Annotated in this window: 19 protein-coding genes; 12 read left to right on the forward strand and 7 right to left on the reverse strand. The window is 72.6% G+C overall.

The window, feature by feature from the left end; all coding sequences use genetic code 11:
* Positions 1-177 precede the first annotated feature (177 nt).
* Genes JOM49_RS24335 through JOM49_RS24380 form a run of 10 tightly spaced genes read left to right on the forward strand, consistent with a single transcriptional unit; the run spans position 178 to position 10,877 of the window.
* Positions 178-1,800, forward strand: coding sequence for a carbamoyltransferase family protein (locus JOM49_RS24335; RefSeq protein WP_209666548.1), 1,623 nt, complete (start codon positions 178-180; stop codon positions 1,798-1,800).
* Positions 1,797-3,272, forward strand: a complete 1,476-nt coding sequence (locus tag JOM49_RS24340) for an HAD-IIIA family hydrolase (RefSeq protein WP_209666549.1) — start codon at positions 1,797-1,799, stop codon at positions 3,270-3,272. Before JOM49_RS24335 ends, JOM49_RS24340 begins: the two co-directional genes overlap by 4 nt.
* Positions 3,269-4,321: a glycosyltransferase family 9 protein gene (locus tag JOM49_RS24345; protein WP_209666550.1), complete on the forward strand. Its 1,053-nt coding sequence runs from the start codon at positions 3,269-3,271 to the stop codon at positions 4,319-4,321. The genes JOM49_RS24340 and JOM49_RS24345 overlap by 4 nt, the downstream gene beginning before the upstream one ends.
* A complete protein-coding gene (locus JOM49_RS24350) occupies positions 4,318-4,890 on the forward strand; it encodes a D-sedoheptulose-7-phosphate isomerase (RefSeq protein WP_209666551.1) in 573 nt (190 codons plus the stop codon). Before JOM49_RS24345 ends, JOM49_RS24350 begins: the two co-directional genes overlap by 4 nt.
* Entirely contained in the window at positions 4,887-6,251 is a 1,365-nt protein-coding gene (gene rfaE2, locus JOM49_RS24355) for a D-glycero-beta-D-manno-heptose 1-phosphate adenylyltransferase (protein ID WP_209666552.1), read from the forward strand. The genes JOM49_RS24350 and rfaE2 overlap by 4 nt, the downstream gene beginning before the upstream one ends.
* Before the next feature lie 11 nt (positions 6,252-6,262).
* Positions 6,263-6,949: an SDR family oxidoreductase gene (locus tag JOM49_RS24360; RefSeq protein WP_209666553.1), complete on the forward strand. Its 687-nt coding sequence runs from the start codon at positions 6,263-6,265 to the stop codon at positions 6,947-6,949.
* Positions 6,946-7,884 carry a glycosyltransferase family 9 protein gene (locus tag JOM49_RS24365; RefSeq protein ID WP_209666554.1) on the forward strand — a complete coding sequence of 313 codons (939 nt, stop codon included), beginning with the start codon at positions 6,946-6,948 and terminating at the stop codon, positions 7,882-7,884. The genes JOM49_RS24360 and JOM49_RS24365 overlap by 4 nt, the downstream gene beginning before the upstream one ends.
* Positions 7,877-9,175 carry a UDP-glucose dehydrogenase family protein gene (locus JOM49_RS24370; RefSeq protein ID WP_209666555.1) on the forward strand — a complete coding sequence of 433 codons (1,299 nt, stop codon included), beginning with the start codon at positions 7,877-7,879 and terminating at the stop codon, positions 9,173-9,175. The genes JOM49_RS24365 and JOM49_RS24370 overlap by 8 nt, the downstream gene beginning before the upstream one ends.
* A gap of 11 nt (positions 9,176-9,186) precedes the next feature.
* A complete protein-coding gene (locus JOM49_RS24375) occupies positions 9,187-10,458 on the forward strand; it encodes an aldehyde dehydrogenase family protein (protein WP_245369455.1) in 1,272 nt (423 codons plus the stop codon).
* Between the two features lie 38 nt (positions 10,459-10,496).
* Positions 10,497-10,877: a VOC family protein gene (locus JOM49_RS24380; RefSeq protein WP_209666557.1), complete on the forward strand. Its 381-nt coding sequence runs from the start codon at positions 10,497-10,499 to the stop codon at positions 10,875-10,877.
* 7 nt (positions 10,878-10,884) lie between these two features.
* Here JOM49_RS24380 and JOM49_RS24385 read toward each other — a convergent pair whose 3' ends face one another.
* Entirely contained in the window at positions 10,885-11,304 is a 420-nt protein-coding gene (locus JOM49_RS24385; protein WP_209666558.1) for a nitroreductase family deazaflavin-dependent oxidoreductase, read from the reverse strand.
* Complete coding sequence (locus JOM49_RS24390; protein WP_209666559.1) at positions 11,301-11,537, reverse strand: hypothetical protein; 237 nt, start codon at positions 11,535-11,537, stop codon at positions 11,301-11,303. Before JOM49_RS24390 ends, JOM49_RS24385 begins: the two co-directional genes overlap by 4 nt.
* Positions 11,538-11,651: 114 nt before the next feature.
* Here JOM49_RS24390 and JOM49_RS24395 point away from each other — a divergent pair, with 114 nt between their 5' ends.
* Positions 11,652-12,632 carry an alpha/beta hydrolase gene (locus tag JOM49_RS24395; RefSeq protein ID WP_209666560.1) on the forward strand — a complete coding sequence of 327 codons (981 nt, stop codon included), beginning with the start codon at positions 11,652-11,654 and terminating at the stop codon, positions 12,630-12,632.
* 5 nt (positions 12,633-12,637) lie between these two features.
* Here JOM49_RS24395 and JOM49_RS24400 read toward each other — a convergent pair whose 3' ends face one another.
* Positions 12,638-12,886, reverse strand: coding sequence for a hypothetical protein (locus tag JOM49_RS24400; protein WP_209666561.1), 249 nt, complete (start codon positions 12,884-12,886; stop codon positions 12,638-12,640).
* Entirely contained in the window at positions 12,883-13,170 is a 288-nt protein-coding gene (locus JOM49_RS24405) for a DUF3040 domain-containing protein (RefSeq protein WP_209666562.1), read from the reverse strand. Before JOM49_RS24405 ends, JOM49_RS24400 begins: the two co-directional genes overlap by 4 nt.
* A gap of 287 nt (positions 13,171-13,457) precedes the next feature.
* Here JOM49_RS24405 and JOM49_RS24410 point away from each other — a divergent pair, with 287 nt between their 5' ends.
* Positions 13,458-16,412: a hypothetical protein gene (locus JOM49_RS24410; RefSeq protein ID WP_209666563.1), complete on the forward strand. Its 2,955-nt coding sequence runs from the start codon at positions 13,458-13,460 to the stop codon at positions 16,410-16,412.
* Here the strand turns inward: JOM49_RS24410 and JOM49_RS24415 are convergent.
* From JOM49_RS24415 to JOM49_RS24425, 3 genes are read right to left on the reverse strand one after another with little or no spacing between them, the layout of a single operon-like run.
* Entirely contained in the window at positions 16,348-17,478 is a 1,131-nt protein-coding gene (locus JOM49_RS24415; protein ID WP_245369456.1) for an AI-2E family transporter, read from the reverse strand. The genes JOM49_RS24410 and JOM49_RS24415 overlap by 65 nt on opposite strands.
* A gap of 60 nt (positions 17,479-17,538) precedes the next feature.
* Positions 17,539-18,366, reverse strand: coding sequence for an SDR family oxidoreductase (locus tag JOM49_RS24420; RefSeq protein WP_209666565.1), 828 nt, complete (start codon positions 18,364-18,366; stop codon positions 17,539-17,541).
* A 33-nt stretch (positions 18,367-18,399) separates the two neighbouring features.
* Entirely contained in the window at positions 18,400-18,864 is a 465-nt protein-coding gene (locus tag JOM49_RS24425) for a DUF6194 family protein (RefSeq protein WP_209666566.1), read from the reverse strand.
* Between the last annotated feature and the right edge of the window lie 25 nt (positions 18,865-18,889).

Genomic DNA, 18,889 nt, shown 5'->3' on the forward strand with positions numbered 1-18,889 from the left:
CAGCAGGGCCGGTCCGCCACCGCGGACCGGCCCTGCCTCGCGTTTCCCGGGAGAGTCGCTTCGAGCAGTAGCCGACTGACCGCCCGGACAGCGAGAAGGCGCAGGAAATCGTTTGAGAGTCGCTTCAGCGGGTAGCGATACAGAGAGAGATGCCAGCGATTCACTGGAGGTGACCGGGTGCGAATCCTCGGGATCAACGCCGTGTTCCACGACCCCGCGGCGGCACTCGTGGTCGATGGCAAGGTGGTGGCCGCGGCGGAGGAGGAACGGTTCAGCCGTCGCAAGCACGGCAAGCGGCCGGTGCCCTTCGCCGCGTGGGAACTACCGGAACAGGCCGCGCGCTGGTGCCTGGAGCAGGCCGGGATCGACGAGTCCGAACTGGACGCGGTCGGCTACTCCTACGACCCCTCGATGGTGGACCACAGCCTGGGCGGGCTCGACCCCGCGTGGGAGGAACTGCGCACCACCTATGCGCAGCGGGCCCCCAAGTTCCTCAAAACCGTGCTGCCGGGCCTGGATCCGGACATCGTCCGCTTCGTGCGGCACCACGTCGCCCACGCGGCCTCGACCGGATTGGCCGCGCCGTTCGGGGATTCGGCGGTGCTGGTCGCCGACGGCCGCGGGGAGAACCTTTCCTACCTGGCCGGTGAATACCGCGACGGCAAACTGGTGGAATGGGCCACCCAGGAACTGCCGCACTCGCTCGGCCTGCTCTACGAAGACCTGACCGAACACCTCGGCTTCGCCCGGTCCAGCGACGAGTACAAGGTGATGGCGCTGGCCTCCTACGGCACCCCGCGCTTCGAGCCGGAGTTCCGGAAACTGGTGCACACCACCGGTGACGGCGGCTTCCGCACCGAGCCGGTGGACTGGGAGTCGTTCGCCCCCCGGCGTACCGGCGGGTTCGAGCAGGTGCACGCCGACCTGGCCTCCACCGTCCAAAAGCGACTCGAAGACGTACTGCTGGAGCTGGCGGCCTGGCTGCACGACCAGACCGGGCAGACCCGGCTCACGCTGGCGGGCGGTATCGCGCTCAACTGCGTGGCGAACAGCCGCCTGTACACCGAAAGCCCGTTCGAGGACATCTGGGTGCAACCGGCCTCCGGTGACTCGGGCACCGCGCTCGGCGCGGCCCTGCACCTGGCCGCGGAGGCGGGGGAGCGGCTGGAACCCATGTCCGGCGCGGATCTCGGCCGCGGCTGGAGCGACAGCGAACTGCAGGACTGGCTCGATCGCGCCGGGGTCAAGTACGAGCGCCCGGACGACGTGGCCGAGGCGGTCGCCGAAGCACTGGCCGACGACCGGATCGTCGCGTGGTTCCAGGGCCGGGCCGAGTTCGGGCCGCGGGCGCTGGGCCACCGGTCGCTGATGGCGCACCCCGGGCACAAGGCGAACCTCGAACGGCTCAACGACGTCAAGGGACGCGAGCAGTTCCGCCCGGTCGCCCCGATGGTGCTGGCCGAGCGCGCCGGCGAGATCTTCAGCGGTGGCCCGCTGCCGAGCCCGTACATGCTCTTCGTGCACCAGGTCGCGCCGGAGTGGGCGGAGCGGCTGCCCGCGGTGACCCACGTGGACGGCACGGCCCGCATCCAGACCGTCGACGCGGCGGAGAAGCCGTTGCTGGCCAGGATGCTGGCCTCCTTCGCCGAGCGGACCGGGCTGCCGGTGGTGGTCAACACGAGCCTGAACACCGCGGGACGGCCGATGGTCGACGATCCGCGGGACGCGCTGGAGTGCTTCGGTTCCAGTCCGGTGGACCTGCTCGCCATCGGCCCGTTCGTGGTGCGGAGGCCGGTATGACCGCCTACACCGTGGTGATCCCGACCGTCGGGCGCCCCGCGCTGCGAACCCTCCTCAGTGGACTCGACCACGGCGACGGCCAGCCGCCCGCGGAGATCATCGTGGTCGACGACCGGCGCGAGGGCGAGGAACTCGACCTGCCCGGCCTGCGGTTGCCCGTCCGGGTGCTGCGCAGCGGCGGGCGTGGCCCGGCGGGGGCGCGGAACCTGGGCTGGCAGGCCGCGAGCACCGAGTGGGTCGCCTTCCTCGACGACGACGTGCGCGTGCCCGCCGACTGGCGCCGTCTGCTCGTCGAAGACCTGCGCCCGGACATCGACGCCTCGCAGGGCCGGATCCAGGTGCCGTTGCCGCCGGATCGCCGTCCCACCGACGACGAGCGCGGCACCGCGGGCCTCGCCACGGCCCGGTGGATCACCGCGGACATGGCGTACCGCCGTGAGGTGCTGATCGCCATCGGCGGCTTCGACGAACGGTTCCCGCGTGCGTTCCGTGAGGACGCCGACCTCGCCCTGCGGGCCGAGCAAGCGGGTTACCGGCTGGAGCGCGGCCAGCGCGTCACCATCCACCCCGCCCGCCAGGCCGACTTCTTCGCCAGCGTCCGCGCGCAGCGTGGGAACGCCGACAACGCCTTGATGCGCGCCAAGTTCGGCCGTGACTGGCGCAAGGACACCGGGGAGGGCCCCGGCAGGCTGGGCAAGCACGCGCTGACCACCGCGCTCGCCGCCGCGACGCTCGGCCTCGCCGGGACCGGGCGGGGGCGGTGGGCCAGGTTCACCGCCGGTGCCTGGCTGGGCCTGACCGCGGAATTCGCCCTGCGCCGGATCATGCCGGGTCCGCGCACCCCCGGCGAGATCGCGCGAATGCTGGTGACCAGCGTGCTCATCCCGCCGGTCGCCTGCGCGCACCGGCTCGCCGGGGAGGCTCGCGTCCGCGCGGACCGCGGACCCGCCGCGGTGTTGTTCGACCGCGACGACACGCTGATCACCGACGTGCCTTACCTGGCCGATGCCGACCAGGTCAAGCCCATGCCGGGGGTCGAAGAAGCGTTGCGGCGCCTGCGGTCCCGCGGGGTGCGGGTGGGCGTGGTCAGCAACCAGTCCGGTGTGGCACACGGGCTGATCACCCCGGAGCAGCTGGCCGAGGTGAACGCCAAGGTGGACGAACTGCTCGGCCCGTTCGACACCTGGCAGGTCTGCGTGCACCGCGACGCGGACAGCTGCTCCTGCCGCAAACCCCAGCCGGGCCTGGTGGAACAGGCCGCGCAGGACCTGGGCGTGCCGGTGGGGCAGTGCGTGGTGATCGGCGACATCGGCTCCGACGTGCAGGCCGCGCTCGCCGCCGGAGCGCAGGCGATCCTCGTGCCCACCGAGAAGACCAAGCCCGAGGAGATCGAGCACGCGCGCCGGTACGCCCGGGTCGCGGACACGGTGGACGACGCCGTCGCGCTGGCCTTCGCGGGGAGTCGTCCGTGAGCGGGCGCGTGCTCGTGGTCCGGTCGGACAACCTCGGCGACGTGCTGCTCGCCGGGCCAGCCGTCCGTGCCGTGGCCGCCGGGGCCGACGAGGTGACCTTCCTGGCCGGGCCGCGTGGTCGCGCCGCCGCCGAGTTGCTGCCCGGGGTGGACCGCGTGCTCGAGTGGTGCGCGCCGTGGATCGACCCGGAACCACCCGCGATCACCGCGGCGGACATGACGGCCTTCCGTGACCGCATCCGTGAGGTGCGCGCGGACCGGGCCCTGATCTTCACCTCGTTCCACCAGTCGCCGTTGCCGATGGCGCTGGCGTTGCGGGAGGCCGGGGTCGGGTGGATCGGCGCGATCAGCGAGGACTACCCGGGCGCCCTGCTCGACCTTCGCCACCGGATCGAGGGTGACGGTGACATCCCGGAGCCCGAGCGTGCCCGGTCACTGGCCGAGGCCGCCGGTTTCCGCCTGCCGCCCGGTGACGACGGCAAACTCGCGATCACCGGTCCGCTGCCCGACGTGTCCGGCCTGACCGGCGGACCCGGATACGTCGTGGTCCACCCGGCCGCGACGGCGCCCGCCCGCGAATGGGGCGTGGACCAGTACGCCGCCGCCGTGCGGTTGCTGGTCGACCACGGCTACCGGGTGGTGGTCACCGGAGGGCCCGCGGACGCCGAACTGACGCGGCGCATCACCTGCCCCGGCGCGCTGGACCTGACCGGGCGGACCGATCTGCGCGGCCTCGCCGCCGTGCTCGCCGGCGCCGCGGTGGTGGTCGCGCCCAACACCGGGCCCGCCCACCTCGCCGCCGCGGTCCGCACGCCGGTGGTCTCGCTGTTCGCCCCGGTCGTGCCCGCCGCGCGGTGGGCGCCCTACGGCGTGCCGGTGGTGCTGCTCGGCGACCAGGCGGCGGCCTGCCGGGGCAGCCGGGCGCGGCACTGCCCGATCGACGGGCACCCGTGCCTGAACCGGGTGGACGCGGAAGAGGTGCTCGACGCGGTGCGGCGGTTGCGGGCGACGGAATCTATCGAGCTGGAGCACTCGGGAGGTGCAGCGTGATCACGGAACATTTCACGGCGCTCAGTGAAGCGCTGGGGCGGCTGAACGCGGCGGCCCCGAAGATCGACCGGTGGGGACGGCACCTCGCCACGGTGCTCGGCTCCGGCGGCAGGCTGCTGGCCGCGGGCAACGGCGGCAGCGCGGCGGAGGCCCAGCACCTCACCGGTGAGCTGGTCGGCAAGTACCTGCACGACCGGCGGCCGTTCTCGGCCATCGCACTGCACGCCGACACCTCGGCGGGCACGGCGATCGTCAACGACTACGGCGAGCAGGAGCTGTTCGCCCGGCAGGTGCAGGCACACGGCCGCCCCGGCGACGTGCTGGTGCTGCTGTCCACCAGCGGCCGCAGCCAGAACGTCTGCGCCGCGGCCAAGACCGCGCACGACGAGGGCCTGACCACCTGGGCGCTGACCGGCCCGCTGCCCAACAGCCTCGCCGCATTGTGCGACGACGCCATCGCGGTGGAGGCCGAATCCACCGCGACCGTGCAGGAAGCCCACCTGGCGATCGTGCACACGCTGTGCGCCGCCTTCGACCGGGCCATCGGCGTGGAAGGCATGGTCGCGTGACCCGCGGCCCACTGGTCGTCGTCGGCGACACCCTGCTCGACATCGACGTGGACGGCACCGCCGACCGGCTGTGCCCGGAAGCCCCGGTGCCGGTGGTGGACGTGGTGCGTGAATGGCACCGCGCCGGCGGCGCCGGCCTGGCCGCCAAGCTCGCCGCACGGTCCACTTCGGAGGTCGTGCTGCTGACCGCGCTCGGCGACGACGAAGCGGGGGAGCGGCTGCAAGCGTTGCTGCGCAACGAGGTCGAGGTGCTCGCGCTGCCGCTCGACGGTGGTACGCCGAGCAAGAAGCGGATCCGCGCGGGCGGTCAGCCGATCACCCGGCTCGACGAGGGCGACGGACGGCTGATCGATCTCCGCTCGCACCGCGGGCTCGCCGACCTGCTGCGCAGCGCCTCGGGCGTGCTGGTCGCCGACTACGGCCGCGGGGTCGCGAGCAACGGCTTCATCCGTCGTCAGCTCGCCGAAGCCGCGCGCCGGGTGCCGGTGGTGTGGGATCCGCACCCGCGAGGCTCGCAGCCCGTGCGCGGGTGCCGGCTGGCCACGCCCAACGACAGCGAAGCGGTGCGGTTCGCCGGTGAGAAGCGGCCGCCGGACGAGCTGGCGCGGACCCTGCGCGTGGCGTGGGCCGCCGAGTCCGTCGCGGTGACGCTCGGCGCGGACGGCGCGGTGCTGGCCGACGGCCAGCAGACCCGGATGGCCGTGGTGCCCGACGGGTGCCGCGTGTCCGCCGCGGTGCGCCCCGACACCTGCGGTGCGGGAGACCGGTTCTCCAGCGCGGCCGCGGCGGCGCTCTACGACGGCGCGAGCACCGCCGAAGCCGTGGACCTGGCGGTCGAAGCCGCGGCCCGGTTCGTGGCGGCGGGCGCGGCCAGCTCGCTCTCGGAGACCCCGCCCGCGCTCCCGGCGCCGAGGGCGGGCGAGCCGTCGGCCTTCGCGCTGGCGGCGAAGGTCAAGGCACGAGGCGGCAGGCTCGTGGCCACCGGCGGCTGCTTCGACCTGTTGCACCCGGGTCACCTGACCCTGCTGGAGCAGGCCCGCGCGATGGGCGACGCGCTCGTCGTCTGCCTCAATTCCGACGAATCCGTCCGGCGGCTCAAGGGCGAGACCCGGCCGATCCTGTCCGCGCCCGACCGGGCCCGGCTGCTGAACGGGCTGGCCGCGGTCGACGCGGTGGTGGTGTTCGACGAACAGACCCCGGAACAGCTGCTCGACCGGCTCGCGCCGGACGTGTGGGTCAAGGGCGGGGACTACGCCGAAGCGGAACTGCCCGAAGCCGCGGTGGTCCGGCGGCACGGCGGTGAGGTCGTGCTGGTCCCGGTGCTCGACGGCTACTCGACCACGCGACTGGTCACCCGATGAGGAGGAGGACCATGACAGAACTGGGCAACGTGCTGATCTCCGGCGGTGCGTCCGGGCTCGGCGCCGCCACCGTGGCGGCCGTGCAGGAGGCGGGCGGCAGGCCGCTCGTGCTCGACCGCGACGCCCCCGCCGCCGACGTGCCGCACGTCCAGGTCGACGTCACCGACACCGAAGCCACCACACGCGCGGTGCGGCAGCTGGCCGAGGAGGCAGGCGGGCTCGACGCGGTGTTCACCGCGGCGGGCATGGACATCCCCGGCACGCTGGACTCGGTGCCCGCGGAGACCTGGGAGAACGTGGTCCGGGTCAACCTGTTCGGCACCGCCGCGGTGGTGCGGGCGGCGCTGCCGCACCTGGAGCGGTCCGGCGGCACGGTGGTCACCGTCGCCTCGACGCTGGGCATCAAGGCGGTCAGCGACGCCACGGCCTACTGCGCGGCGAAGTTCGGCGTGGTCGGCTTCACCAGGGCGCTGGCCGCGGAACTGGCCGGCCGGGTCGGGGTGACCCTGCTGGTGCCGGGCGGCATGCACACCGCCTTCTTCGACACCCGCGAGGACCGGTACAAGCCACCGGCCGACGCCAAGCTGAACCGGCCGGAGGACGTGGCGCGGACCGTGGTGTTCGCGCTCAGCCAGCCCGCCGGTTCGCAGGTGCGGGAACTCGTGGTCTGCTCGGACGAAGAGTCCTCCTGGCCATGAGCGGAATCCTCGTCCTGCGCGCGCTCGGGCTCGGTGACCTGCTGGTCGCCGTGCCCGCGCTGCGCGGGCTGCGCCGGGCGTTCCCGGACGAGCGGATCACGCTGGCCGCGCCCGAGCCGCTCCGCGAACTGGTCCCGCTGCTCGACGCGGTGGACGACCTGGTCCCGGTCCCCGGCCTCGGTGCCCTGAAGGCGCCGGAAGAACGGCCGACGCTGCTGGTCAACCTGCACGGCAGCGGCCCGGAGAGCCTGGCCGACCTCGCCGCGGTGGCCGGTGAAGCGCCGGTGATGTCCCACGCGCACGCCGACTTCCCGCAGTACCGAGGTCCACAGTGGACCGAAGAACTGCCGGAACGGGAGCGCTGGTGCCGGTTGCTGTCCTACTACGGGATCGACGCCGATCCGGGCGAGCTGCGGATCGGCCGCCCGGCCGAATCGAGTCCGGTACCCGGCGCGGTGGTGGTGCACCCCGGCGCGGCCTTCCCGGCCCGCCGCTGGCCGCCGACGCGCTTTTCCACCGTGGCCAGGGAGCTGGCGGCCGCCGGGCACCGGGTGGTGATCACCGGTTCGGCCGCCGAACGGGAACTCGCCCGCGAGGTGGCCGCCGGCGCCGGGCTCGGCGAGGGCGCCGTCTTCGCCGGGCGGACCGGGCTGCGCGCGCTCACCGCGCTGATCGCCGACGCGGCACTGGTGGTCTGCGGGGACACCGGCGTGGCGCACCTGGCGTCCGCCTGCGGGACCGCCTCGGTGCTGTTGTTCGGCCCGACCGCGCCCGCGCGCTGGGGACCGCCCGACCAGGGCCGGCACATCGTGCTGTGGGCGGGCACCACCGGGGACCCGTTCGCCGACCGGCCGGACCCCGGGCTGCTGAAGATCGAGGTACCCGATGTGCTGTCCGCGACGCGGCAGGCACTGGGAGGGGAACGCGATGGCTGAGCTTTCGCTCGGGGTGGTCGGTGCCGGCTACGTCGGCCTGACCACCGCCGTCTGCCTGGCGCACCTCGGGCACCGGGTGCGCTGCGCCGACATCGACAAGTCCAAAGTGGACGCGCTGCGCCGCGGCGAGGTGCCGATCAGCGAACCGCGGCTGCCGGAACTGCTCGCCGAAGGGCTGCGGACCGAGCGGCTGCGGTTCACCACCGAGATCGCCGAACTCCGGGACGCCGACGTGGTCTTCGTCTGCGTGGCGACCCCGATGGGGGAGCGCGGCCGGGCCGATCTGCGGGCACTGGAGTCGGTGCTGCGCGAACTCGGCGGCTTGCTGCGCCCGGGCACCGTGCTGGTGCTGAAGTCGACGGTCCCGGTGGGCACCACGGCCCGGGTGCCCGAGCTGACCGGGCGCGACGACCTCCCGGCGGTGAGCAATCCGGAGTTCCTCCGCGAGGGCTTCGCCGTGCGGGACTTCCTGGAGCCGGACCGGATCGTGATCGGCGGGGACGCGGGCGCGGACCGGGTGGAGGCGCTGTACTCGGCGTTCGACGCGCCGGTCCTGCGCACCGACCCGGCGAGCGCGGAACTGGGCAAGTACGCCAGCAACGCCTTCCTCGCGGTGAAGTTGTCCTACGCCAACGAACTCGCCGAGCTGTGCGAGCAGGTCGGCGCCGACGTGCGGCAGGTGACCAGGACGATGGGCCTGGACGACCGGATCGGCCCGGCGTTCCTGCGCCCCGGCCCCGGCTGGGGTGGTTCCTGCCTGCCCAAGGACGTCGCCGCGCTGCGCCGGTCCGCGCGTGATCGCGGTATGCGGTTCGGCCTGCTGAACGCGGCCGAGCGCACGAACGCCGTGCAGCACGAGCGCGTGGTCCACAAGATCCAGGAGGTGCTGACCGGCTCGCCCTACGGCTCACCCGCCGGCCAGCGGATCGGCCTGCTCGGCCTGACCTTCAAGGCGGGCACCGACGACCTGCGCGACTCACCCGCGCTGGCCATCGCCGCCCGGCTCGCCGCGCGCGGCGCGGTGCTCACCGGCTACGACCCCGCGGTGCCCGCGGCCAAGGGCGGCTCGATCCCGGACTTGCACGTGGTCGACGACCCGCTGCTGGTCGCCAAGGACGCCGCGGTACTGGTGGTGCTCACCGAATGGCCCGACTTCCGGGACCTCGACTGGGCGCAGCTGGCCCAGCTCGCCGACCGGGCCGCCGTGGTGGACACCCGCAACCTGCTCGACGCCGACGCACTGGCCCGGCACGGGTTCACGTGCCGGGGTATCGGCATCCCCACCCGATGAGGAGGCACCCCATGCCCGAAACCGCCGCGACGATCGCCACCGCCAGGCAGGCGCAGCGAGCCTGGGCCGCGACGCCCGCCGCCGAACGCGGCGCGGCGCTCCGGCAGGCGGGTGCCGCGCTGCGCGCGCGGGTTGGCGAACTCGCCAAGGCCAACGAAAGCGACACCGGGCGCCTCGAAGCCGAGGCCGCGGAGGGCGTGCTCGCGGGCGCGGGCACGCTCGAGCAGTACGCCGAACTCGGCCCGGTGCACCGGGGTGCCACCCTGCGCGGGGACATTTCGGCGACCGACTTCATGGTGCCCGAACCCCGCGGCGTGGTGGTCGCGCTGACGCCGTGGAACGACCCGGTCGCGGTCGCCTGCGGGCTGCTCGGCGCGGCGCTGGTCACCGGGAACGCGGTGGTGCACAAGCCGAGCGAGCGGTCGCCGCTGACCGGCGCGCTGCTCGGCGAGATCCTGGCCGAATGCCTGCCGGACGGCGTGCTGCAGACCGTGTCCGGCGACGGCCTGGTCGGGGCGGAACTGGCCGGGCACCGCGGGGTGGACCTGGTCGCGCACGTCGGCAGCGTGGAGGCGGGCCGGGCGATCGCGCTGGCCTGCGCCCGCACCGGGGCCAAGGCACTGCTGGAGAACGGCGGCAACGACCCGCTGGTCGTCGACGGGGACGTGGACCCGGCCTGGGCGGCCGGGCAGGCCGCACTGGGCGCGTTCGCGAACTCGGGCCAGATCTGCGTGTCGGTGGAACGGATCTACGTGCACCAGGCGGTGGCCGAGGAGTTCGTGGCGGCGCTGGCGGTGGAGGCCCGCACGCGCGGCCTGCTGCCGCTGGTGGACAACCGGCAGCGGGACAAGGTCGACGCGCACGTCCGCGACGCGGTGGCCCACGGCGCCCAGCTGCTCGTCGGCGGGGACGCACCAGCCGGACCGCAGTACCCGGCGACCGTGCTCACCGGCTGCACCGCCGACCTGCTGGTGATGCGGGAGGAGACCTTCGGCCCGGTCGCGCCGGTGCAGGTGGTCCGCGACTTCGACGAGGGCATGGCGGAGGCGGCCACCGGCGAGTACGGGCTCGCGGCCACGGTGCTGACCCGCTCGATGGCGAACGCGCAGCGGGCGTGGCGGGAACTGCCCGCGGGCACGGTGAAGGTGAACTCGGTGTTCGGCGGTGCCCCGGGTGGCGCGGCCGAGCCGAGGGGCGTCAGCGGCTCCGGATTCGGCTACGGCCCGGAACTGCTCGACGAGATGACCCAGATGAAGGTGGTGCACCTGGAACCCGCGCCCTGACCCGGAAACCGGTTGCCCGCGCTTAGTAGGGTGTGGCCATGGGGTCGATCAAACAGTTCCAGGTCACCTTCGACTGCGCGGATCCCGACCGCCTCGCCCGGTTCTGGTGCGAGGTGCTCGGGTACGAGCTACCGCCGTCGGAGGGTCCGGCGTCGGCCTGCGCCGACCCGTCGGGCGTGGGCCCGCGGCTGTACTTCCAGCGCGTGCCCGAAGGCAAGGTGGTCAAGAACCGGGTGCACCTGTGCGTGCGGGCGGGCACCGGCCTCGTGGGTGCCGAGCGGCTCGCCGCCCTCGAGGCCGAGTCCGCCCGGCTGACCGCGCTCGGCGCCGTCCAGCAGCGCGTGCTGTACGCCGACGAGGAGAACGAGTCCTGCATCGTCATGCAGGACATCGAGGGCAACGAGTTCTGTTTGGACTGACGGCCGCTCAGGCGCCCGAGGTTTTCGCCGGGGACAGGGCGACCACCGGGATGACGCGGCTGGTGCCCTCCTGGTACTTGGCGAACCCGGGGTACAGCTCCGCTTGGCGGGCATACAGCTCATCGCGCTCGGCGCCGGTGATTTCCTCGGCGTGCACGGCGAACCTGTCCGTGCCGACCTCGATTTCGGTGTCCGGCTTCGCCCTGAGGTTGTGGTACCAGGCGGGGTGCTGGTCGGCGCCGCCGTTCGAGGCGAACACCAGGTAGCGGTCGTCGTCCGCCAGGTACATCAGCGGGCTGATCTGCGCGCGGCCGCTGCGGGCGCCGACGTGGTGCAGCAGCAGGAGCGGAGCGCCCGCGAACGGACCGCCGACGCGGCCTTCGTTCTCGCGGAACTCCTCGATCACCTGCGTGTTGAAGTCGCTCATCGTGCTGTCTCCTCGGTGAGTGCGGGGTAGTCGGTGTCACCGCGGTCGCCGCCACCGTAGAAGGTGGCGCGGTCCGGGGTGTCGAAGGGGCCGCTGCCGGCCAGCCGCGCGGGCAGGTCGGGATTGGCCAGGAAGAGCATGCCGAAGCTGATCACATCGGCGAGGTCCTGCTCGATGAGGGGCAGCGCGGCCGCGATGGTGCGCCCGTCCCGGGGTGAACGGGGTTGGACCACCGGACCGCTCGCGCAACAGGGGAGTCAGCTCGGTCCTTGACCGCGCCGGTCCCGCCCGGAAAGCTGAGCGTGTCCGACGGGCCACCGACAGCGAGGGCCGCCGTGTTGAGAGCCATGGTGAGGAAAGCGCTCGTCCTGGTGTTGACGCTGGCCGGCTTCGCGGTCGCCACCCCGGCCGTGGCCGACTCCGGGCGGGCCACGGTGCTCGAGGAGCGCCTGCTCGGTGACCGGCTGGTCGAGCTGGTCGTCCGGTCCCCGGCGCTGGACGCCGACGTCGGCGTCCGCCTGCTGTTGCCGAAGAACTTCGAGGCCCAACCGGGCAAGCGCTGGCCGGCGCTCTACCTGCTGCACGGCTGCTGCTCGGCCGCCGAAGGGCACGTCGAGTGGACCACGTACAGCGACGTGGCCGAATACACCGAGGACCTCGGCGCGCTGATCGTCATGCCGGAGGCCGGTGACGTCGGCTTCTACTCGGACTGGCTGTCCGGCCCGGCGTGGGAGACCTTCCACCTCACCGAACTGCGACGGCTGCTGGAGCAGCGCTACCGGTCCGGGCACGACCGCGCGGTGGCGGGGTTGTCCATGGGGGGCTTCGGCGCGTTGTCCTACGCGGGACGGCATCCCGGCATGTTCAAGGCGGCGGCGTCCTACAGCGGCCTGGTGCACACCACCCACGAGGGTGAGCCGACCACGTCCGGTATCCAGGCGCTGATCGCCTCCTACGGCGAGGACCCGCTCAAGTTGTGGGGCGATCCCGTCGCCCAGGCGCGGGTCTGGGCCGCACACAACCCGTACGACCTCGCACGGCGCCTGCGTGGGCTGCCGGTCTTCATCGCCTCGGGCAATGGTCAGCCGGGCCCGCTCGATCCGCCGGGTACCGCGTTCGACCCCACCGAGCAGGTACTGGGCGCGCAGTCGGTCGCGACGGCGGCGCGGTTGAAGCAGGTCGGGGCGAAGGTGACGACCTGCCTGTACGGGCCGGGGACGCACACGTGGCCGTACTGGGAACGGGAACTGCACCGGTCTCTGCCGATGCTGGCCAAAGCTATGGGCGCGTCGTTCACCCCGCCGGAGTCGCTGCCCACCGCCTGCTGACGGTTTCAGGCGGTGACCGAGTTCTCCCGGTTGGCGGCGTCGAGCGCGGCGCGCAGTTCGGTGATCTCGGCCACGGAGAGCTCCAGCCGGGTGGTGCACGGGCCGCGCTGACCGTCCGGCGGGCTGGTCAACTCGATGCTGGAACCGTCGTCACGCGCCCGGAGGCGGATGCGGCCGCCGCACGCGAGTTCCATGGTGACGGCGGATTCGTCCCGCTGGGGCTTGAGCCGGTTGAGCAACCACGTTCTGATCACGGACGCTGACTACCCCGCGGGGTCGGCGGGAAAACGCGCCTCGTCCAGTGGATCCAGCCGAGGCCCGCGAGGCCGAAGAGGCCCCACAGCAGCAGGGCCGCACTGCCGCCCACCACGCCGACGACCAGCATCAGCACCACGGTGAGGTCGGTGAGGGCGAGGATCAGCCGCCACCGCTTCGCCTGGGTGGCGTGACCGGCGCGGAGCTTCGCGGCGAGCTGGGGGTCGTCCTCGCTGAGGCTCTGCTCGATCTGCCAGAGCGCGTGGTGGTCGGGCTGGGTCACGGTGGCCTCCTCATTCCCCGGACTGCGGGTCGGTGTCGTCGTGCGGGTCGTCCGAGGTGCCCTGCTCGCCGCGGATGACTTCTTTTTCCTTGTCCTCGTCCTCGTTCTTCCGCTCACGGGTCACGGCGCGCTCCTTCGGGTGGTCGGTGGAGACGGACTTCCCCGCTCGGCGCGATCCATGCGTGGACGGGGTGCGAAAACCCCGGTTGGGGCACCACCCGATCGGGGGCAGATCCGGTAGTCCACCCGTGTCCGGGTACGCCACCCGTGGCCGATGACGAGGGAGAGTGGTCGAGATGAACGTGCTGTGGTGGGGACTCGCCGGACTCGGCGGCCTGCTCGGACTGGTGGGACTGGCCGGATTGGCCCGCCGCAAGGAACGCCCGCGACGGCATCAAGGTGACCCGCTGGCGGACTACCCGTTCGCGAAGGAACGCTGCACGCCCAACGCGGACAACGCGCATACGCCGCTGATGCTGCCCAAGATCACGCCGGAACAGGCGGGGTTGACGAGGCCGCCCGCGGAGAAGACGCCACCGGTGGCGGGGGTCTTCGAAGGCAGCCTGGGCGGGCATCCCAGCGAGACCGAGCCGCTGCGTCAGGTGGACATGCCCGAAGGCCTCCGCGCCCCAGCGGAACCGGACGTCCCCACCCCGGTACCCAGCCCCGAACGGGTGAATCCCGATCCGGCCGCAGGCAAGCTCATCCCCACCGAGCCGATCCCCGAAATGGACGTCCCCGTAAGCGCGGCGGCGCAGCACCCGGAGACTCTGCTATCCCCCTCGGAAACCACGGAAGGCAGGCACCGGCTGGAGACGCCTTTGGTGGAGTCTCCCGCCGGAGCGCCTTTGGCCGCTGAAGCGCCTTTGGAAGCCAACGTTCCCGCAGGGCCCGCCGCACCGGTGGAGACCGAGGCACCCACGCGCTCAGCCGCGCCAATGGAGGCAGAGGCGCCTGCGTGGTCTGCCGAGCCGGTCGAGGCGCCCGGACGGTTCGACGCTCCCATGCACGCCGAGACGTCGGCGCCGATGGAGCCCGAAGCCCCAGCGCATACCGCTGCGGAGCCCGAGCCTTCACGCCAATTCGACGAACCCGCTTATGTCGATACGCCTGCTCGCGCTCAGTTCCCGGACCAGTTTGCCGAGTCCACCTACGACGAAGCTCCGGAGTGGACCACCGCTTCGACGGGTCGGCTCGACCTGCCTGGAACAGCAGAGCCCGAAGCCCCGAGCCGATTCGACGAACCCGCCTACGCCGAGGTGCCGGAGCGGGCAGCCGAGCCTGTTTACGCCGAGCTTGCGGAGCGGGCTGCAGCGCCGGAGGCGCCGAGTCGGGTGGACGAGTTCGGCCATGCCCAGATGCCGGAACAGGGACCGGCTCAGGTAGGCGGGGAGATACCGGGCCGTACGGATGCGTACGCCCAGACCCCAGCCGAGGGACCGGGATGGGCTGACGCTCCGATGTGGAGCGAGACTCCGGCCGAGGAGGCACCGTTGGAGCCGGAGGCTTCCAGGCGCATCGATGCGCTCATCGAGTCTGAGACGCCGGATTCCGACTACGCGCCCATGCAGGCGCCACCACCGCCCGAGTCCTACGCGGATGCGGAGCGGTTCGAACCAGCCGCGCAGGCTGAGGCACCAGGCCGGTTTGATTCGGCCGGGCGGGCTGAGACTCCGGACTGGACTGAATCGCCGGTACAGGCCGGAGCGCCGGAGGAATCTATTCCGCCAGCCCAGGCTGAGGTGCCCGAGCGGTTTGACTCGGCTGGGCAGGCTGACGCTCCGGACTGGAGTGAATCGTCCGCGCAGTCCGGGTCGCTGGGGCGGTCCGATGTAGCCGCGCAGGCTGGAGTGCCGGAGCGGTTCGATTCGGCCGGGCAGGCTCCGACTTGGAGCGAGTCGCCTGGGCAGTTCGGGTCGCCGGAGCGGTTTGACGCACCGGCGCAGGCTGAGGCGCCGGAGCGTTTGGACTCGGCTGGGCAAGGTGGCGCTCCGAACTGGAGTGAATCGGCCGTGCAGGCTGGGTCGTTGGGGCGGCCCGATGTAGCCGGGCAGGCTGGAGTGCCGGAGCGGTTCGATTCGGCCGGGCTGGCTCCGACTTGGAGCGAGTCGCCTGGGCAGTTCGGGTCGCCGGAGCGGTTTGATGCACCGGTGCAAGGTAAGGCGTCGGGGCGTTCTGACTCGGCTGGGCAGGGTGGCGCTCCGAAGTGGAGTGAATCGTCCGCGCAGTCCGGGTCGCTGGGGCGGCCCGATGTAGCCGGGCAGGCTGAAGCGCCGGGGCAGGTTGATTCGGCTGGACGGGCTGTGGCTCCGGAGTCGAGTGAATCAACCGGGCAAGGTGGGAGTGGATTGCCCGGGGGGTCGGGGAGGGGTGCGGCTGAGGGGGCGCGGGGAGCGGATGTGTCCCCGCAGGCTGGGTATGAGTCCCCTGTGGATGGTCCAGGGGGCGAGTGGCTTGACGCGCCCAGGCAGGCGGAGCGGGTTGAGGTGTCGGGGCCGGAACCGTGGCGGGATGGAGCGGAGACGGCGCAAGAGCGGGGCATGTGGTCCGAACCAGCGGAGGAGCATCGGCTGGTGGGGCCGCCGGTGCAGGCCGAGAGTGCCCAGGCGCACGAGCGGGACGAGGCGCACCAAGCTGGGTGGGCGCAGCCTGCGGAACTGCGTAGCCGGATGGAGGCACACGAGGCACATCAGGCACGCGAGCCCTACCAGGCGCGCGAGACTCACGAGGGGCGCGAGGCCCACCTGGAACACGAGGTACGCGAGGTACCCCAGGAGCACGGGACCCAGCAGGCACGCGAGCCCTACCAGGCGCGCGAGACTCACGAGGGGCGCCAGGCCCACCTGGAACAGGAGGCACGCGAGGTGCCCCAGGAGCACGCGGCCCGCCAGGCACGCATGACCTACGAGGGACGCGAAGCCCATCTGGAGCACGAGGCTCACCAGGCGCGCGAAGTCCAGCTGGAACAAGAGACACCCCAGCAACGCGAAGCCCACGCGCCGACGCCGGTCGACGCGGCGGCGCAGACCTGGATGCAGGCGCCGGCGGAGCCCTACACCCGCGACCGCAGCGAGGGGCGGCATCGGCTGGACGAGACAGCCGACGTGGACATTCCTGCCCCGGCGGTCAGTCCCGAACAGGCCGTGCCCGAGCAGGACTCCATGGTGCGCAAGGCGGTCAGCCGACTGAAGACGAGGGTGCCGGACTCCGTGGGGGAGGTGGTGCGCAAGTTCCGCCGGTGAACCCCGCGGGCCGGGACGCGGTGCTCAACAGGGAACGCACCCCCGCGTTGAGCACCGCCAGCAGCGGCACGGCCAGCAGCGCCCCGGCGATCCCGGCCACCACCCACCCGACGGCGATCGACAGGACCACCGCCAGCGGGTGCAGCCGGACCGCCCGGCCGAGGAACAGCGGCTGCAGCACGTGCCCCTCCACCTGCTCGACCGCGATCACGATGCCCAGCAGCACCAGCCCGGTCACCGGCCCGTTCGCCACGAAGGCCACCAGCACCGCGAGCCCGCCCGCCATGAACGCGCCGAAAACCGGGATGAACGCGCACAGGAACACCACCGCGGCGAGCGGCACGGCCAGTGGCACGCCGAGCACCGCGATCCCGATGCCGATGGCGACCGCGTCGACCGCCGCCACCGCGATGGTCGCCCGCGTGTAGCTGACCAGCGCCGACAACGCCCGCCGCCCGGCGACGTCGACGTGGTCGCGCAGCGAAGAGGGCACCGGCCGCAGCAGGAACGCCCAGATCCCCGGCCCGCCGGTGAGCAGGAAGACCAGCACGAACAGCACCAGCACCGCCTGCCCCAGCACCTCCCCGGCGGTCATGGCGGTGTTCAGCGCCCCGGTCGTCATGTCCCCGCCGGTACCGGTCACGGTGCTGAGCAACCGGTCGAACGAGCCCCGCACCCGCGCCTCGTCCAGGTGCAGCGGCCCAGTCGACAGCCAGCGCACGACCGCGTCGACCCCGCGGACGAGCTCCTCCCGCAGCGCGGGCAGGCCCTGCACGAGCGCGGTGATGACGAACGTGAGCAAGCCACCTAGCACTGCTAGACCTCCTAGCAGCACTAGCGCTACCGCTGCTAGCCGTGGCACGCGGCGGCGCAGCAGCACTTGGACGGCGGGGGCGAGCAGCGCGGCCAGCAGCAGCGCGATCGCCACCGGTACCAGCACCGGGGCGAGATAGGCGGCGACCACGCCGAGGACGTACAGGCCGCCCGCGACCAGCAGCAGGCACCCGGCGATCGCGGCGGAATAACGCAACGCCGGCGGAACCCGCCGGCCAGTGTGCTCGGGCAACAAGAAGCCTCCTCGGGTCACCCCGGGGAACTACCCGCGCACCGGCCACGAAAGCCCGGCTCACTCGATCGTGCGCCAGTCGTGCCCGCCCAGTTCACTCGACGCCTGCGGGCCCATCAGCAGCATGCCGCCGTCCACCACGAGCGACGCGCCGGTGATGTACGCGGCGGCCGGGGTCGCCAGGAAAGCCACCGCGGCGGCGACTTCCCTGGCGTCGCCGGTGCGGCCGAGCGGCACGCCGGGGCGCTCCTGCGAACGCGGGTCGGCGTCGGTCTGCCCGGTCATCGGCGTGGAGATTTCGCCCGGTGCCACCGAATTGACCGTGATGCCGTGCCGCGCGAGTTCGATGGCGAGCACCTTGGTCAGCGCACCGGCACCCGCTTTCGCCGCGCAGTACGGGGCCGCGCCAACCCGCGGGGCGTGCTCGTGCACGCTCGTGATCGTGATGATCCGCCCGCCGCGCCCGGCGGCGACCATGTGCCTGGCCGCGCGCTGGGAGCAGGCGAACGGCCCGTCCAGGTCGACCGCGACCACCTCGCGCCAGGTGTCGAAGTCCATGTCGATGGCGAGTTCCGCACTGCCCGTGCCCGAGCAGTTGACCAGCACGTCGACGCCACCGAGGTCCTCGGCCAGCGCGTCGATGACGTCGGCCTCGCCGGGCAGGCGCGTCAGATCCAGTTGGCGGACGTGCGCGGATACGCCGTGGGAGCGGACTTCGCGGGCGGTTTCCCCGGCTCCTTCGGCGTCGGTGTGGTAGGTGATGCCGACGTCGAGACCGCCGCCCGCCAGCGCGACCGCCACGGCCCGGCCGATGCCGGAGTCCGAGCCGGTGACGATCGCGGTGCGGGGTTCGGCGGTGTCGGCTGCTGTCGGTGCGGGAAGGTTCATGCTTCACGGCTACCCCGAATGGCGGGCGCTGTATCAGCCGGCGCGCCGCTGGTACCGGGCCTTCGCCAGTTCGTACGCGGTGCGCAGCAGTTCACGGGTCGGCGCTTCGGTCCGCGGCCCCGGGTTCACCACGGCGAGCCAGCCGACCGAGCCGTAGACGGGATGCGCGAACAGGGTGTCGGTGACGCTGTGGTCGACGTCTTCAGCCGGTTCCTCGCGGTGTTCGTGGCCGGTCCACTCTCGGAAGTTGTCCTTGCCCGCGTTGACGTTCACGCGGAAGGTGTCCGGGCGGTCCAACCGGGACTCCTCGTCCCCCGGGTAGTTCTTGGTCACGATGGTGGCGAACGGCTGCGTGTTGGCCGGCATGACCCCGTCGGGCGCGTAGAAGAAGAACGTGTCGCCCCAGGCGAGCTCCGGGGAGTCGTCGCCGGGCCCGGGCCGCACGGTCAGCACCCCGTCGAGGCCGTCCACGTAACCGATGATCTCGTCTGGCTTCATGTGTTCCAGCGTTTCATTAAGGTGC

It is taken from the genome of Amycolatopsis magusensis, assembly GCF_017875555.1.
GTDB lineage: Bacteria > Actinomycetota > Actinomycetes > Mycobacteriales > Pseudonocardiaceae > Amycolatopsis > Amycolatopsis magusensis.

Bases quoted from the DNA above. Each gene is read 5' to 3' on its own strand.
- JOM49_RS24360 (WP_209666553.1), top strand. From the start codon at position 6,263: ATGACAGAACTGGGCAACGTGCTGATCTCCGGCGGTGCGTCCGGGCTC.
- JOM49_RS24365 (WP_209666554.1), top strand. From the start codon at position 6,946: ATGAGCGGAATCCTCGTCCTGCGCGCGCTCGGGCTCGGTGACCTGCTG.
- JOM49_RS24395 (WP_209666560.1), top strand. From the start codon at position 11,652: ATGGTGAGGAAAGCGCTCGTCCTGGTGTTGACGCTGGCCGGCTTCGCG.
- JOM49_RS24385 (WP_209666558.1), bottom strand. From the start codon at position 11,304: ATGAGCGACTTCAACACGCAGGTGATCGAGGAGTTCCGCGAGAACGAA.
- JOM49_RS24340 (WP_209666549.1), top strand. From the start codon at position 1,797: ATGACCGCCTACACCGTGGTGATCCCGACCGTCGGGCGCCCCGCGCTG.
- JOM49_RS24370 (WP_209666555.1), top strand. From the start codon at position 7,877: ATGGCTGAGCTTTCGCTCGGGGTGGTCGGTGCCGGCTACGTCGGCCTG.
- JOM49_RS24425 (WP_209666566.1), bottom strand. From the start codon at position 18,864: ATGAAGCCAGACGAGATCATCGGTTACGTGGACGGCCTCGACGGGGTG.
- JOM49_RS24380 (WP_209666557.1), top strand. From the start codon at position 10,497: ATGGGGTCGATCAAACAGTTCCAGGTCACCTTCGACTGCGCGGATCCC.
- JOM49_RS24375 (WP_245369455.1), top strand. From the start codon at position 9,187: ATGCCCGAAACCGCCGCGACGATCGCCACCGCCAGGCAGGCGCAGCGA.
- JOM49_RS24420 (WP_209666565.1), bottom strand. From the start codon at position 18,366: ATGAACCTTCCCGCACCGACAGCAGCCGACACCGCCGAACCCCGCACC.